Origin of the sequence: Pseudomonas sp. NFR16 (genome assembly GCF_900108875.1) — a bacterium.
Taxonomy (GTDB): Bacteria; Pseudomonadota; Gammaproteobacteria; order Pseudomonadales; family Pseudomonadaceae; genus Aquipseudomonas.
Window position 1 is genome coordinate 43,982 of record NZ_FNYJ01000006.1, and the last position, 13,826, is coordinate 57,807.

Annotated in this window: 15 protein-coding genes, 2 tRNA genes and 1 pseudogene; 10 read left to right on the top strand and 8 right to left on the bottom strand. The window is 58.2% G+C overall.

Annotated elements, in window-relative coordinates; genetic code table 11:
* Nucleotides 1-8: 8 nt before the first annotated feature.
* From BMZ10_RS21375 to cysG, 4 genes are read left to right on the top strand one after another with little or no spacing between them, the layout of a single operon-like run.
* Nucleotides 9-1,331 carry a replication-associated recombination protein A gene (locus BMZ10_RS21375; protein ID WP_093466841.1) on the top strand — a complete coding sequence of 441 codons (1,323 nt, stop codon included), beginning with the start codon at nt 9-11 and terminating at the stop codon, nt 1,329-1,331.
* Nucleotides 1,331-1,705: a fluoride efflux transporter CrcB gene (gene crcB / locus BMZ10_RS21380; protein WP_093466843.1), complete on the top strand. Its 375-nt coding sequence runs from the start codon at nt 1,331-1,333 to the stop codon at nt 1,703-1,705. The genes BMZ10_RS21375 and crcB overlap by 1 nt, the downstream gene beginning before the upstream one ends.
* A gap of 29 nt (nt 1,706-1,734) precedes the next feature.
* Nucleotides 1,735-3,015: a serine--tRNA ligase gene (gene serS, locus BMZ10_RS21385; RefSeq protein ID WP_093466845.1), complete on the top strand. Its 1,281-nt coding sequence runs from the start codon at nt 1,735-1,737 to the stop codon at nt 3,013-3,015.
* Nucleotides 3,016-4,410, top strand: coding sequence for a siroheme synthase CysG (gene cysG / locus BMZ10_RS21390; RefSeq protein WP_093466847.1), 1,395 nt, complete (start codon nt 3,016-3,018; stop codon nt 4,408-4,410).
* Between the two features lie 89 nt (nt 4,411-4,499).
* Here cysG and BMZ10_RS21395 read toward each other — a convergent pair whose 3' ends face one another.
* The 5 genes from BMZ10_RS21395 to tusC all read right to left on the bottom strand — a co-directional run bounded on the left by BMZ10_RS21395 (nt 4,500) and on the right by tusC (nt 7,578).
* The gene (locus tag BMZ10_RS21395; RefSeq protein ID WP_093466849.1) at nt 4,500-5,501 is read right to left on the bottom strand and encodes a glutathione S-transferase family protein; all 1,002 of its coding nucleotides are present in this window, start codon (nt 5,499-5,501) and stop codon (nt 4,500-4,502) included.
* 97 nt (nt 5,502-5,598) lie between these two features.
* Nucleotides 5,599-6,600: a glycosyl transferase family protein gene (locus BMZ10_RS21400; protein ID WP_093466851.1), complete on the bottom strand. Its 1,002-nt coding sequence runs from the start codon at nt 6,598-6,600 to the stop codon at nt 5,599-5,601.
* Nucleotides 6,597-6,932: a TusE/DsrC/DsvC family sulfur relay protein gene (locus BMZ10_RS21405; RefSeq protein ID WP_093466854.1), complete on the bottom strand. Its 336-nt coding sequence runs from the start codon at nt 6,930-6,932 to the stop codon at nt 6,597-6,599. The genes BMZ10_RS21400 and BMZ10_RS21405 overlap by 4 nt, the downstream gene beginning before the upstream one ends.
* The gene (gene tusB, locus BMZ10_RS21410; RefSeq protein ID WP_093466856.1) at nt 6,929-7,228 is read right to left on the bottom strand and encodes a sulfurtransferase complex subunit TusB; all 300 of its coding nucleotides are present in this window, start codon (nt 7,226-7,228) and stop codon (nt 6,929-6,931) included. Before tusB ends, BMZ10_RS21405 begins: the two co-directional genes overlap by 4 nt.
* Entirely contained in the window at nt 7,228-7,578 is a 351-nt protein-coding gene (gene tusC / locus BMZ10_RS21415; RefSeq protein ID WP_371266134.1) for a sulfurtransferase complex subunit TusC, read from the bottom strand. The genes tusB and tusC overlap by 1 nt, the downstream gene beginning before the upstream one ends.
* Here tusC and BMZ10_RS28395 point away from each other — a divergent pair.
* Nucleotides 7,478-7,684, top strand: a pseudogene (locus BMZ10_RS28395) (hypothetical protein); the annotation flags it as partial. The gene tusC and the pseudogene BMZ10_RS28395 overlap by 101 nt on opposite strands.
* Here BMZ10_RS28395 and tusD read toward each other — a convergent pair.
* The gene (tusD, locus tag BMZ10_RS21420; protein WP_093466860.1) at nt 7,592-7,984 is read right to left on the bottom strand and encodes a sulfurtransferase complex subunit TusD; all 393 of its coding nucleotides are present in this window, start codon (nt 7,982-7,984) and stop codon (nt 7,592-7,594) included. The pseudogene BMZ10_RS28395 and the gene tusD overlap by 93 nt on opposite strands.
* 113 nt (nt 7,985-8,097) lie before the next feature.
* Complete coding sequence (locus BMZ10_RS21425) at nt 8,098-8,769, bottom strand: Bax inhibitor-1/YccA family protein (protein ID WP_093466862.1); 672 nt, start codon at nt 8,767-8,769, stop codon at nt 8,098-8,100.
* Nucleotides 8,770-8,903: 134 nt separating this feature from the next.
* On the opposite strand from BMZ10_RS21425, the gene BMZ10_RS27760 reads away from it, so the two are divergent.
* The 3 genes from BMZ10_RS27760 to BMZ10_RS21435 all read left to right on the top strand — a co-directional run bounded on the left by BMZ10_RS27760 (nt 8,904) and on the right by BMZ10_RS21435 (nt 10,172).
* Nucleotides 8,904-9,011: transfer RNA gene (locus tag BMZ10_RS27760), tRNA-Ser, on the top strand.
* Nucleotides 9,012-9,024: 13 nt separating this feature from the next.
* Nucleotides 9,025-9,115 (top strand) — tRNA-Ser (locus BMZ10_RS21430).
* A 505-nt stretch (nt 9,116-9,620) separates the two neighbouring features.
* Entirely contained in the window at nt 9,621-10,172 is a 552-nt protein-coding gene (locus BMZ10_RS21435; protein WP_093466864.1) for a hypothetical protein, read from the top strand.
* Between the two features lie 283 nt (nt 10,173-10,455).
* Here BMZ10_RS21435 and BMZ10_RS21440 read toward each other — a convergent pair whose 3' ends face one another.
* A complete protein-coding gene (locus tag BMZ10_RS21440; protein ID WP_093466867.1) occupies nt 10,456-11,403 on the bottom strand; it encodes a hypothetical protein in 948 nt (315 codons plus the stop codon).
* Between the two features lie 448 nt (nt 11,404-11,851).
* Between BMZ10_RS21440 and BMZ10_RS21445 the strand changes: the two genes are divergently transcribed.
* Complete coding sequence (locus BMZ10_RS21445) at nt 11,852-12,406, top strand: hypothetical protein (protein ID WP_093466869.1); 555 nt, start codon at nt 11,852-11,854, stop codon at nt 12,404-12,406.
* A 484-nt stretch (nt 12,407-12,890) separates the two neighbouring features.
* Complete coding sequence (locus BMZ10_RS21455; RefSeq protein ID WP_143070317.1) at nt 12,891-13,262, top strand: AbiU2 domain-containing protein; 372 nt, start codon at nt 12,891-12,893, stop codon at nt 13,260-13,262.
* The last annotated feature ends 564 nt before the right edge of the window (nt 13,263-13,826 follow it).

Sequence of the window (13,826 nt, forward strand, 5' to 3'; positions counted from 1 at the left end):
GGTCGTTCATGGATCTGTTCAGCAGTGAGCCGATAGCCCAGCCTCTGGCCGCGCGTTTGCGTGCGACCAATCTGGATGAGTATGTCGGTCAGCAACATCTGCTCGCCCATGGCAAGCCCTTGCGCGAAGCGCTGGAGCAGGGCGCGCTGCACTCCATGATTTTCTGGGGGCCGCCGGGCGTGGGCAAAACCACGCTGGCGCGCCTGCTGGCCAAGGTCTCGGACGCGCATTTCGAAACGGTGTCGGCCGTGCTGGCGGGTGTTAAAGAGATTCGCCAGGCCGTCGAAGTCGCCAAGCAGCAGGCAGGCCAGTACGGTCGCCGCACCATTCTGTTCGTCGACGAAGTGCACCGGTTCAACAAGTCGCAACAGGACGCTTTTCTCCCGTACGTGGAAGACGGCACGCTGATCTTCATCGGTGCCACCACTGAGAACCCCTCGTTCGAACTCAACAACGCGTTGCTGTCCCGCGCCCGTGTGTATGTGCTCAAAAGCCTTGATGAAGCGGCGTTGCGTCAACTGGTCAATCGCGCATTGACCGAGGACCGTGGGCTGGGCAATCGTCATCTGACCCTGGGCGATGAAGCTTTCAGCACGCTGCTGGCCGCAGCCGACGGTGATGGCCGACGCATGCTCAACCTGTTGGAGAACGCCTCCGACCTGGCCGAAGACGGCAGCGAAATCGAACCGCAGTTGCTGGCGAGCCTGCTGGGCGACAGCCGTCGTCGTTTCGACAAGGGCGGGGAAGCCTTCTACGACCAGATTTCGGCCCTGCACAAATCCATTCGCGGTTCCAACCCTGACGCGGCGTTGTACTGGTTCGCGCGGATGATCGACGGCGGTTGCGATCCGTTGTACCTGGCGCGCCGCGTGGTGCGCATGGCCAGCGAAGACATCGGCAATGCCGATCCTCGCGCGCTGCCGCTGTGCATGTCGGCGTGGGATGTGCAGGAGCGGCTCGGCAGTCCGGAAGGTGAACTGGCCGTCGCGCAGGCCATCGTCTACCTGGCGTGCGCGCCGAAAAGCAACGCGGTGTACATGGGCTTTAAGATGGCCATGCGCGAGGCCACCGAGCACGGTTCGCTGGAGGTGCCGCTGCATCTGCGTAACGCGCCGACCAAGCTGATGAAGCAGTTGGGTTACGGCGAAGAGTATCGCTACGCCCATGATGAGCCTGATGCCTACGCGGCCGGCGAAGACTACTTCCCGCAGGAACTCGAGCCACGTCAGTATTATCAGCCGGTGCCCCGTGGTCTGGAGCTCAAAATCGGCGAAAAGCTCAAGCACCTGGCTGCGCTCGATCGCGCCAGTCCCCGCCAGCGGAGAAAATAGTGATTCAGACGATTCTTGCGGTGTCGATTGCTGGCATCGCTGGTACATTACTGCGTTTCGCGGCAGGCACTTGGGTGTCTGCCAACTGGCCCCGGCACTTCTACACCGCGACGCTGGCCGTCAACCTGGTGGGATGCCTGATCATCGGCCTGTTGTATGGATGGTTTTTACTGCGCCCGGAAGTGCCGATCGAGGTCCGTGCCGGCCTGATCGTCGGTTTCGTCGGCGGCCTGACGACGTTTTCGTCTTTTTCTCTGGACACGCTGCGTTTGCTGGAAAGCGGGCAGGCGCCACTGGCCATCGGCTATGCGGCAGTCAGCGTGTTCGGCGGGCTGCTTGCCACCTGGGCCGGCCTGTCCCTGACCCGAATTTAATAAACCCGATTCAATAACGAGGCAACGATATGCTCGACTCCAAACTGTTACGTACCCAGCTTCAGGACGTAGCGGATCGCCTGGCTTCACGGGGCTTCACACTGGACGTGGCCCGCATCGAAGCGCTGGAGAACCAGCGCAAGACCGTGCAGACCCGCACTGAGCAGCTTCAGGCCGAGCGTAATGCCCGTTCCAAATCCATCGGCCAGGCCAAACAGCGTGGCGAAGACATCGCGCCGTTGATGGCCGATATCGACCGCATGGCCGAAGAGCTGAGCACTGGCAAGAAAGAGCTGGACGGCATTCAGTCCGAACTGGATGCCATGCTCCTGAGCATGCCGAACCTGCCGCATGAATCGGTGCCGGTCGGTGCTGATGAAGAAGAAAACGTCGAAGTGCGCAAATGGGGCACGCCTGCCGCGTTCGATTTCGAGGTCAAGGATCACGTGGCGCTGGGCGAAAAGTTCGGCTGGCTGGATTTCGAAACCGCCGCCAAGCTTTCTGGCGCACGGTTTGCGCTGTTGCGCGGCCCGATCGCTCGCCTGCACCGTGCGTTGGCGCAGTTCATGATCACCCTGCACATCAATGAGCACGGCTACGAAGAGGCTTACACCCCTTATCTGGTTCAGGCGCCTGCGTTGCAAGGCACCGGTCAGTTGCCGAAGTTCGAAGAGGATCTGTTCAAGATCGCCCGCGAAGGCGAAGCCGATCTTTACCTGATCCCGACCGCCGAAGTCTCGCTGACCAATATCGTCTCCGGCGAAATCCTCGACGCCAGGCAGCTGCCGTTGAAGTTCGTCGCTCACACGCCATGCTTTCGTAGTGAGGCGGGCGCTTCGGGCCGCGACACGCGCGGGATGATTCGTCAGCACCAGTTCGACAAGGTCGAGATGGTGCAGATCGTCGAGCCCGAGAAATCCATGGAAGCGCTGGAAAGCCTGACCGGCAACGCCGAACGCGTGCTGCAGTTGCTGGAATTGCCTTACCGCGTGCTGGCGCTGTGCACCGGCGACATGGGCTTCAGTGCGGTGAAAACCTACGACCTGGAAGTGTGGATTCCGAGCCAGGGCAAGTACCGCGAAATCTCGTCGTGCTCCAACTGCGGCGATTTCCAGGCCCGTCGTATGCAGGCGCGCTGGCGCAACCCGGAAACCGGCAAGCCGGAGCTGGTTCACACCCTGAACGGTTCCGGGCTGGCGGTGGGTCGTACGCTGGTGGCGGTGCTGGAAAACTACCAGCAGGCTGACGGTTCGATTCGTGTGCCTGACGTGCTGAAACCCTGGATGGGTGGTATCGAGGTCATCGGCTAAATGGAATTTCTGCCACTGTTCCATAACCTGCGGGGCGCCCGGGTTCTGGTCGTGGGCGGCGGCGAGATTGCCTTGCGCAAGTCTCGGCTGCTGGCTGACGCCGGAGCGGTGCTGCGCGTGGTTGCTCCCCAGATTGGCGCAGAGTTGCACGAGCTGATCGACAGCAGCGGTGGCGAAGAGTTGTTGCGTGGCTACAGCGAAGCCGACCTGGACGGCTGCGTGCTGATCATTGCCGCGACCGATGACGAGCCGCTCAACGCGCAGGTCTCCGCCGATGCGCGTCAGCGCGGCGTGCCGGTCAACGTGGTGGATGCGCCCGCGCTGTGCAGTGTCATCTTCCCGGCGATCGTCGACCGTTCGCCCTTGGTCATCGCCGTCTCCAGTGGCGGCGACGCACCCGTCCTGGCGCGGCTGATTCGCGCCAAGATGGAGAGCTGGATTCCGCCCACCTACGGGCACCTTGCTGGTCTGGCCGCGCGTTTTCGGCATCAGGTGAAGAACCTGTTTCCCAACGTGCAGCAGCGCCGGGCCTTCTGGGAAGACGTGTTCCAGGGACCCATCGCTGATCGGCAGCTCGCAGGGCAGGGCGCGGAAGCGGAGCGTCTGCTGCAGGCGAAGATTGATGGCGAGGCGCCCGCGGCCACCGGTGAGGTGTATCTGGTCGGCGCTGGGCCGGGTGATCCGGACCTGCTGACCTTCAAAGCGTTGCGCCTGATGCAGCAAGCTGATGTCGTCCTCTACGACCGTCTGGTTGCACCGGCGATTCTCGAACTGTGCCGTCGCGATGCGGACCGGATCTATGTCGGCAAGCAGCGCGCCGATCACGCGGTGCCTCAGGACCAGATCAACCAGCAACTGGTTGCGCTGGCCCGGCAGGGCAAGCGCGTGGTGCGGCTCAAGGGCGGCGATCCGTTCATCTTTGGCCGTGGCGGCGAGGAAATCGAAGAGTTGGCGGCCCACGGCATTCCGTTTCAGGTGGTACCGGGCATCACTGCGGCCAGCGGATGCGCCGCCTACGCCGGTATTCCGCTGACCCACCGCGATTACGCCCAGTCCGTGCGTTTCGTCACCGGTCATCTGAAGAACAACACCACCGATCTGCCGTGGAAGGATCTTGTGTCACCCGCTCAGACGCTGGTGTTCTACATGGGGCTGATCGGCCTGCCGATCATCTGCAGCGAATTGATCCGCCATGGTCGCGCCGCAGACACACCGGCCGCGCTCATTCAGCAAGGCACCACGTCCAACCAGCGTGTGTTCACCGGCACGCTCGCCAACCTGCCGCAGCTGGTGGCGGAGCATGAAGTGCATGCACCGACGCTGGTGATCGTGGGGGAAGTCGTCACGCTGCGTGACAAGCTGAAGTGGTTCGAAGGGGCGCAAGCGAGCATTTGATCAGCGCCGCTGACTGATGCCAGGCGCGTCGCTGACCTGTTTCGATCAGGCCAGCCGCGCTCCTGTGCTTTGCAGCACGAGCAGGTGGATCAGGCGTGTTGCAGAATACCTTTGCCGCTCAATCGCGCACGGTCATGCTCGCCACTGAAGTCCTGCGCCGGGCCTTTCGGCACCACGCCCGTCGGGTTGATGGTGACGTGGCTGGCGTAGTAATGATGCTTGATGTGTTCGAAATCGACGGTGTCGGCGACGCCCGGCAATTGATACATCTCGCGAACCCAGTTGCTCAGGTTCGGATAATCCGCGATCCGCCGCAGGTTGCATTTGAAGTGGCCGTGATAGACGGCGTCAAAGCGAATCAACGTGGTGAACAGGCGAACATCGGCTTCGGTCAGGTACTCGCCCGCCAGATAACGCTTGCTGTCCAGCAACGTCTCCAGCTTGTCGAGTTCGCCGAACACGTCATCGAACGCCTCTTCGTACGCACCCTGAGACGTCGCAAAACCGGCGCGATAAACGCCGTTGTTCACCGCAGGATAGATCTCGTCGTTCAAACGGTTGATTTCCGGGCGCAGCGCTTCGGGGTACAGATCCAGCGTGTTGCCGGTCAGATCGTCGAACGCTGAGTTGAACATGCGGATGATTTCCGAGGATTCATTACTGACGATGCGCTGCAGCTTTTTGTCCCACAGCACTGGAACCGTCACACGGCCGGTGTAATCGGGCGTGTCGGCGAGGTAGCGCTGATACATGTAGGTGTGGCCGTCGAGCGGATCGCCCGTCGAGCCTTTCTGCAGGTCGAAGGTCCAGCCGTTTTCGCGCATCAGCCAGCTGACGACCGACACATCGATCAGGTCCTCAAGGCCTTTGAGTTTGCGCACGATCAGCGTCCGATGGGCCCAGGGGCAGGCGAGCGAAACATACAGGTGGTAACGGCCGGCTTCAGCTTTGAAGCCGCCTTCGCCGGAAGGACCAGGGCGGCCGTCTGCGGTCACCCAGTTACGGCGTTTGGCCTGTTCACGCTGGAATGCGCCGTCTTTGCTGCTTTCATACCACTGGTCTTGCCAGCGTCCTTCAACAAGAAGGCCCATGTCTGACTCCAAATAGATCTGTATAGATGTACGTTGGAGATCAGTCTAAAGAGAATCGTTCGAACAAATAGCGCAAAGACTGGGCTGTAATAATCGATTAAATCGATTTATCCCGGTTTGCCCAGTATTGTTCGGCGCATTCGAACGCTTCGGGCCTGGGCATGCCCAGGCCCCGCAATGCCAGCGCGATCGTGGCGATCAGTGCCAGCTGCGGATAGCTGTCCTGCGCTTCGCCCTTCCAGATGGCAATCAGTTGCTGCGGGTCGAGGGTTGCGGGTTTGACATGACGACGATCGGACAGCGCCGGCCACTCTTCGTCCCAGGGCTGACCCGCTGTTGTGCCGTAAAGGTGGCTGATGGTATCCGGGTTGATTTCGATTTCCCCGCCGTCGCCCTTGATGACGATGGCGTGATCGCCCAGCAGGCTGCTCGCGTCGCGGTGCACGGCCTGATAGCCGGGATGGAAGATACTCTGCAAGCCGCAGCGAGCCCCGAGCGGATTGAGGATGCGCGCCAGCGAATGGATCGGCGAGCGAAGCCCCAGCGTGTTGCGCAGGTCGATCATGCGCTGCAACTGCGGCGCCCAGTCGCCCAGCGGGATGAACGCGATGTTCTGTTGTTCGAGCGCCTGACCGACCGCTTGCCAGTTGCGGCACAGCGGAATGCCCAGCGAATCGAGCAGTTGCTCGCTGTAGAGACGGCCCGCAGTATGAGCGCCGCCGCCATGCATCAGCACCCGCACGCCGTTCTGCGCGAGGCATTTGGCGGCCAGCAGGTACCAGGGCAGATGGCGCTTCTTGCCGGCGTAGGTCGGCCAGTCAACGTCGACCGCCAGCGGCGGTGCATTCAGTCGTTCGCGCACCGCTGCGGTGAAACCCGCGAGTTCGTCTGCGCTTTCTTCCTTATGGCGCAGCAACATGAGGAAGGCGCCAAGCTGGGTGTCCTCGACCTTCTGATCGAGCACCATGCCCATCGCTTCGCGGGCCTCTTCGCGGGTCATGTTGCGCGCGCCGCGTTTGCCTTTGCCCAGAATGCGCACGAACTGTGCGAACGGGTGCTCGGCGGGCGTTTCGGTCACGAGTGGGGTGAAATCAGTCATAAGCAATTGGTCGGTCTGGGCAGGCCCGCCAGCTTGGCGGCAAGTTTGGCAGGAGTGCCGTTGAACAGACGGTTGAGGTGCAGGCTGTTGCCTTTTTCGGCCCCGAGCTTGAGCGCGGTGTACTTGACCAGCGGCCGTGTGGCGGGTGACAGCTGGAACTCGGCGTAGAAGTCACGCAGCAGCCGCAGGATTTCCCAGTGCTCGGCGGTCAGAACGATGTCTTCCTCCAGCGCCAGGGCCTGGGCAACCTCGTCAGACCAGGCGTGCAGGTCTTCGAGGTAGCCGTCCTTGTCCAGTGCCAGGGTACGTCCTTCGACGATAAGTTGCTTCATAGCCAGGTGTTGACCTTGTCGTATTGCACTGACAATGCGACGAATCGGGGATAGTCGACAGCCGTTGCCCATTTCGGCAGTGGGAGATTTCGCGCTTTGGCGTCCTCGTCCAGCACAAACAACAACAGATTGTCGGCCCGCGCTTCCAGCGCCTGACGCGGTGCCGTCGAGGCACTGAGCGCGTACGTGGCGTCGCCGCAGAGCAGAATCGCATCGGCGCTGCCAAGCAGGCGCAGGCAGCTGTTCAGGCGCGTGTCTGTAAAAGGCGAGTGAGATAACACATGCAAAGTCGACATCAGAGCGTAATCACCTGGTCGTAACGGTCAATGAGCGCGGCGATCTCCTGATCGCGCAGGACCTGCAGCGTCTCGACGTTCAGTTCAGTTGGGCCCATCCCACGCTCGGCCAGGCTGGTGTGGCAGGCAAACAGATCATCGACGCCAAACATCGAAAGCGCCTGCAGGTTGGCGGTGATGTCTTTCTGCTGCAGTTCGCCGGCGGCCTGGGCGGGCAGCAGCTGCAACACGCCGTCGTCCAGAAACAGCATCGCCAGCGGGAGATCGAACGCGCCGCCTGCAAGGGCGATGTCCAGCGCTTCGCGAGCACTTGGCCCGGCCCATGGCGCCTGCCGACTGATGATCAACAATGACTTTGCCATGTCATGGCCCTCCAAAGCAGATCAGACGATCGGCCGATTGCACCGCATCGTGCAACTGGCCCAGACCGGACAACTCCCAAGGCGCTGCGAGATTGACGGCCGGGCGCGAGTAACGCCGGGCTTCGTCCGCGTCGAGAACGCCACGGCGCAGGGCCGCGGCGATGCAGACGACGCCGTCTAGTTGATTGTCTGTCACAAAGTCCCGCCACTGCGCCGCGACGTCCTGTTCATCCTGCGGCGTCACAATGCTGGACGACGCGCTGTGCACGCCATCCTGATAGAAAAACAGCCGCACGATTTCATGGCCGCCTGCCAGGACCGCCTGCGCGAACAGCAAGGCCCGGCGCGACGAGGGCGCGTGAGCAGGGGAGTAGAGGGCAATCGCGAACTTCATGGGCGGCTCGGCAGCAAAACGGTGTGGTCAATGCAGGCAATGATAAAGAATTCATGAACGCGAGACAGCAAAAAGCCCGCCGAAGCGGGCTTTTTGTTGGAAGGCGCGTCGAATCAGTCGTCGCGGCCCATGATGCCGAAGATCTGCAACAGGCTGATGAACAGGTTGTAGATCGATACATACAGGCTGATCGTTGCCATGATGTAGTTGCGCTCGCCACCGTGGATGATGGCGCTGGTCTGGAACAGGATGCAGACCGACGAGAACAGGACGAAGCCTGCGCTGATTGCCAGTTGCAGGCCGCTGATCTGGAAGAACATGCTCGCCAGCACAGCGGCCAGCAAGACGAAGAAGCCAGCGGTGATGAAACCCCCGAGGAAGCTCATGTCCTTGCGGGTGATCAGCACGTAGGCCGACAGACCACCGAACACCAGCGCGGTCATGGCGAACGCCGAGGAAACGATCTCAGCGCCGCCCTGCATGCCCAGGTAGCGGTTGAGGATCGGGCCGAGGATGAAACCCATGAAGCCGGTCAGCGCGAACGCCGATACCAGGCCCCACGCCGAATCGCGCAGTTTGTTGGTCAGGAAGAACAGACCGTAGAAACCGATCAGCACGACGAAAACATTTGGGTAGCGGACGTTCATCTGCTGCGCGACGAACGCCATGATGCCGCTGAATGCGAGAGTGAGGGCCAGAAGGCCATAAGTGTTGCGCAGGACGCGGCTAACCTCTAGCTGCTCGACCTGCACGCGGTTGTTGACTGCGTAATCCTGTTCGCGCATGGCGCTACTCCTGATGTGAAATGAGCGGTTTGAAACCTCAAGTTGCAAAGATCATAACAGAGCCGAAGCCCCGCGCCAGGCAGAGAGTTTGACAGCTTGTTTCATTCCGGTATTATGGCGCCCGCAACGCAATTGGAGGTGTGGCCGAGTGGTTTAAGGCAGCAGTCTTGAAAACTGCCGACTGTAACAGGTCCCTGAGTTCTTATCTTAGGTACATCCTGACTGCACACTACACACCTCCCATCAGCAGCATCCGGGAAATTGGCAGAGTGGTTGAATGCACCGGTCTTGAAAACCGGCGTACGTTAATAGCGTACCCAGGGTTCGAATCCCTGGTTTCCCGCCACACTCAGTAGAATCAGGGCTTGGAGCGATCTAAGCCCTTTTTATGTGTCTGGTCATTTTCGATGCCCCGGCCAGGTGCCTATCCCCCAAAGCCCAGAATCACCAGTCTGCACTCAGCTGAATGCACGCTACTGCGCTCTGCTGCACACCAAAAAGACAAGGCGCCTTCAGCTGCATGCTTGTGAAAGCCCCATTCCCATTGATGTTCAGCGCCATTGGCGTAGCGTAAAGAGCTCAATCCTGTTGCTTCACTTCCCAACGACCAAGCAACGAACCAAGCATCCTGTCAGCGCCCAGTTCCACACTTGACGAAAGGCTCGCGTAACTGACTGAATGTTCGAGCGGTGCAGACATCGGTTCAGACATCGATATTCGGTTGGGAAGCGGTGCCATCCCCCCCTCGGAAAATCATCTATTCGGACATCCGCGCTGGGCCTTCGACCCAGTAGATTTCCAGCGCCCATGGGAAGTGAAATTTCTTGGAAGCGAGCGAGGAGAAGTTTTTAATGATGATGGATATTGTGGCGGCCAAAGCGATTGAGAATCCGTTGGCGTTCATTGGAATCAGTGTGGCAGCGGCCTCACTTCTGGTTGCCATCAGCTCGCTGACGCTCACCTGGCGTCTCTGGAGAAAAACGAACCGGCCCATTCTCACGGCATGGATTGCGAGTGCGGCCGCTGGCGAAAAGGCTATAGCGCTGAATATCGTGTTGGAAAATTCTGGGAATCGGCCCGCTAAAGACATCAAGTTGGTTGCGATCAAGAAGCACGTTCTAGCAGCTTTGGATCACCCGAACGGAGCTGAAATCCCAGGCGATGCGCGGCACTGTTTTTTCAGCGATAAACAAATTTCTGTACTGGCCAACGGCAAGCGGATCACAAACGCCTTTGGACACCTTGGTGGAGAGTCAGGGGCTTGGAAGAGCGGAGGGGTCATTCCGTTGGTTATCGAGTATAGAGGGCTTGAGAACGAGCGTTATCGAGCAAGGATGAACCTGATCCTGGTTGATGATAATGGCTTCGCCCAGAGCTCATGGGGTTCTGCGCACGACCTGTAATCGGCTGCGAGAAAATCATGATCTGTTGCACGCACTGTAGGGCGAGCGCTCCACTATCCGCAATCCTCCCTGGATAACCTCAGCCGGAACTGATGAAGCATTGACGACCGCAATTGAGGTGTTCGTGTGGAGCCTGCGCTGTGATCGCCCGCTCGTGAGATGAACGAGGTAGAAAGCGCCGGATGTAAACCACCTTTTTTGACCTGTAAACCTGATAGTTTTACAGGTTGGGTACAGATGGTGGCAGCCCGTGTTCAAGCATGCCAGATGATAGATAAAATCCTCACAGGCCAAATGCCTTTCCGCCCACTTTGGCCACCCAAGCCTCTAGGCCGTCCGCGTTTGCTGTCAGTCGTCCCAGCTTATCCAAACGCACACTTCCTGGGGCCTTCGTGCTTTGCATAGGCGCGTGAAGGTTTACAGTTATTTGTACCCATTGACGAGTGGTCAGCAGCCATCCGACTTTTGTTGCACTTAAAATAAAACCGTCGCAGGCCCCCTCCTGTCCATATTTTTCTAAGGTCGAAAGATGTCGCGCTCTGAAGTCGCTTGCATACCCTTGAAGAATTCCTCTTAAGGTTTCCTGATCCATTGCATACATTAATCGACGCGGAGGGATCAGGAGTTCGTCGATATTCAAGGCGATGAATCCGGGCATTTGGGCATCGGCGATTTGCTTTACGCCCTTCGCAATACACTTCTCAACACTATTCTCAGAATACACTTTCTTGCAGGCTACGCCGTAGTCGCCTTCGCCGATGTCGATCACGATGTCAGGTTCAGCAAGGCGTGTGTGAATAGCACCAATTTGGAAAGTTGACATGCAAGAAAGCTCCCATACCGCATCCTTACCCTGGGACGGTTTTACACAGGAGGTCTCCATGTTACTTTTGGCGATACGATCTAAAAGTATGCTGATACCTTTTTCATCTGCCAAGCCTATCAGGAGACCCGTCAGGGCAATGACGTATTGAAGATCCGCTGCTCTCGCTCGGATTCCTGAACTCTTGCGTATTTCTCTTTCCGCACGCGAAAGCAGTTGGTCAACTGAGCTACCTTGCCTGACTTTTACTTTATGACGAGCGAAAACCATCCGCGCTTTTGCGATCGAATTGAGGATATCGTCCTTTGAGCGATCGATGCCGGGAGGGACATAGTCATATCTAACGAATTCTTTCAAAAATGAGGGGGGGAGGTAGTTATTCTCACCTTCTTTCAATTTGTAGCCCACAGCATTTCCTTACGAGTCTTGTTGATGGCATTATGCCATGAGGTAACTCTGTTTTCATGACGATACCTTCTCTAGGCGTATCTTGCATGTGCGCGTAGTGCCTGGTTTGACACGGCGGGCATCGAACATGAGTAGACATGGGCATTCCTGGTCAGGGCCCTGTCACGTGACCTACCGCACTCCAGCGCTGTGAGCTTACGACGTTGTTGAAGGGACGGGATGTCGTCCACTCAGTCCGCTTTCCTATTCCAGTGTCGTCCTACAATAGAGGTTGGTAAACCCAAGCCGTGCAGATGGGAGATTCGTCCTCTCAATCTCCATGGGTACCATGCTGCGACTCTCGAAAAATACCTTCCTTGAGCGCCCAGTGTAAGCGTCCGGTGTGAGAGTTCGCCTATCCAGCAGCTTCTCGGGTAATGTTCTCTGAAAATTTAGAGAGCCAGTCGTAATGCGAACCTCAGACGTCCATGACACCGACGTTCATCATCCTCAGGACAACGTATTCGGTTCTGAACAGACGCTAACCTCCTGGCAACCAGGCCAGCCAATTCCTCGGCCTGAGGTGGTGCTCTTCGAGGAGTTTGAGAATCATAGAGAGACCCCGCCCGAAGGCATGGAAATCGAAGATGTCGAGTTGATATGGTGGCTGGTTGCTGCCAATTTCACGTACCAATCGCTGCGGGGAAAACTCATCCACGTTGTGGCTCACAGGCAGGACTGGGGTTGCTTCAGGTTTTCCCCGATAGCTTATCTCGACCGCAAGGGTAGATATCCCACCGCAATCATTGACCTCCTAATCGACATCCTGCCGAAGGGATCATTGATGTCAGTTGATGCCGAGGACTGTGAAGACGCGGAGGAGCCTTGCGAGATGGTTGGTAGCTACATCATCCAAAACGAGATTTGGCATGATCTGACTTGGACAGCGCTTGGACTTGCGCCGGTTGAGCTGCTTCCAGACCATCTGCGGGATGCCCGTTTCAGCGGGGATTTAGGAAACTGACTCTATATTTTGAGGATCGGATTTGCATCATCCGTACTGGAGCGTTGAGCAATCGGAGCCAGCGTTACTGACAGGGATCGGAGATTACGTAATGGCGTGCCCGTCCCGGGCTGGCTGTCGTGAACCAAGCCCGTTTGAAAGCGCCGGTCTTGGCCGTTAGGGCATCCATCCTCACGCCTGCGCGCTCCGCTTGCTTAAAGCGAGGTGCACCAGGTATGACGCGCCCGGCCAAGTCACCAATGAACTCCTGCACGAAGGGGCGCGCGGGGTTTATAGCCTGAGTGGCATTCTCCGCCCGTAGGCAGTGGATGTACCCTTTGGACATGGAGATGGACATGGAAATTGGAAGGGGGATCAGGAGATGTATCAAGAGGGTTAAATCACTCGCCGACGAGGCCCCTCAGATTGGATCGTTCTTCGATCCATGTTCGTACCCACTGCAGTGAGAGAGTCACTCACACCCAAACGGGATTTGGTACTGAGCTTGATCAACAAATACAGCGAGGGCGGTGCAGCTGCCGAGGTTTTGAGGAAGCTGAAAACCTTACGTCACGAGCGTTTGGCGCATCGCCAACTACCAGATGCACCGGCGGCAGTGCTGGAGGCTGATGCATCAGATCAGCCAAGCCAGGAAGGTGAAAAGACTGTTTGGGCTACCGATGACGAGATTGAGGTGTTCTACCAAGACAATCTCGAAATCGTGCGCCTCCTGTTGAGTTTGGTTCAAGGCGTGGCCTTCGATTTATCCGAGGCAACCATGGTCTATAAGCATCACGCGAAACACTTCTGGGCGTCTGCGCGTGGTGAGCGCACCGAGGGGCATCCCCATTATCGTAAGCCTTCAGAATCCTGGTGAGAGGTGCTACGGGGGGATTTTAGCGTGATTACAAGGCCGTTAAAGTCGATCTCGCATATGACGATTTAAAGATCTATTGGACGTAGGATCGTATCTTTGGCGGCTATGCCGCTGGCTGCTTTTGGGAACAGCCAGCCCACTAGGTTGAGGGTTTTTTGTCGCCAGACGTACGCCGTTATTGGTGGATTGCTGCAGAAAGAAAGACCACCAGTATGATCGATAGGCGCTGGGAGGGTATCTCGAAAACATCAGAAACCTGGCACGCATCTGTGATGACACTCTGAGGTAAGCCGGGGGATGCCGTGGATCATTACCGGCTCTAAAGCGACTACAAATTTGAAGTCTAGTTGCGCACTCGATGCTGAACGAAAGGGCTGATCGCCTACAATCCAATGCTGGCTGGGGGGAGACTCTGCGGGGCCCACGTTCTGCGTGGAGTAATTCATATACGCAGAGACTGTCGGCGCATAATCTGAGTACCCTACGGTGTGCTCGTTTTGGCTCAATGTCAGTGGAAGATCAGCTATGGTCGGGAGCAACCCTAATTTCCATCAGGCCGACCAC

Excerpts from the sequence above, each read along its gene's own strand:
- BMZ10_RS21375 (WP_093466841.1), top strand. The coding sequence starts at position 9 with ATGGATCTGTTCAGCAGTGAGCCGATAGCCCAGCCTCTGGCCGCGCGT.
- serS (WP_093466845.1), top strand. The coding sequence starts at position 1,735 with ATGCTCGACTCCAAACTGTTACGTACCCAGCTTCAGGACGTAGCGGAT.
- cysG (WP_093466847.1), top strand. The coding sequence starts at position 3,016 with ATGGAATTTCTGCCACTGTTCCATAACCTGCGGGGCGCCCGGGTTCTG.
- BMZ10_RS21395 (WP_093466849.1), bottom strand. The coding sequence starts at position 5,501 with ATGGGCCTTCTTGTTGAAGGACGCTGGCAAGACCAGTGGTATGAAAGC.
- BMZ10_RS21400 (WP_093466851.1), bottom strand. The coding sequence starts at position 6,600 with ATGACTGATTTCACCCCACTCGTGACCGAAACGCCCGCCGAGCACCCG.
- BMZ10_RS21405 (WP_093466854.1), bottom strand. The coding sequence starts at position 6,932 with ATGAAGCAACTTATCGTCGAAGGACGTACCCTGGCACTGGACAAGGAC.
- tusB (WP_093466856.1), bottom strand. The coding sequence starts at position 7,228 with ATGTCGACTTTGCATGTGTTATCTCACTCGCCTTTTACAGACACGCGC.
- tusD (WP_093466860.1), bottom strand. The coding sequence starts at position 7,984 with ATGAAGTTCGCGATTGCCCTCTACTCCCCTGCTCACGCGCCCTCGTCG.
- BMZ10_RS21425 (WP_093466862.1), bottom strand. The coding sequence starts at position 8,769 with ATGCGCGAACAGGATTACGCAGTCAACAACCGCGTGCAGGTCGAGCAG.
- BMZ10_RS21435 (WP_093466864.1), top strand. The coding sequence starts at position 9,621 with ATGATGATGGATATTGTGGCGGCCAAAGCGATTGAGAATCCGTTGGCG.
- BMZ10_RS21445 (WP_093466869.1), top strand. The coding sequence starts at position 11,852 with ATGCGAACCTCAGACGTCCATGACACCGACGTTCATCATCCTCAGGAC.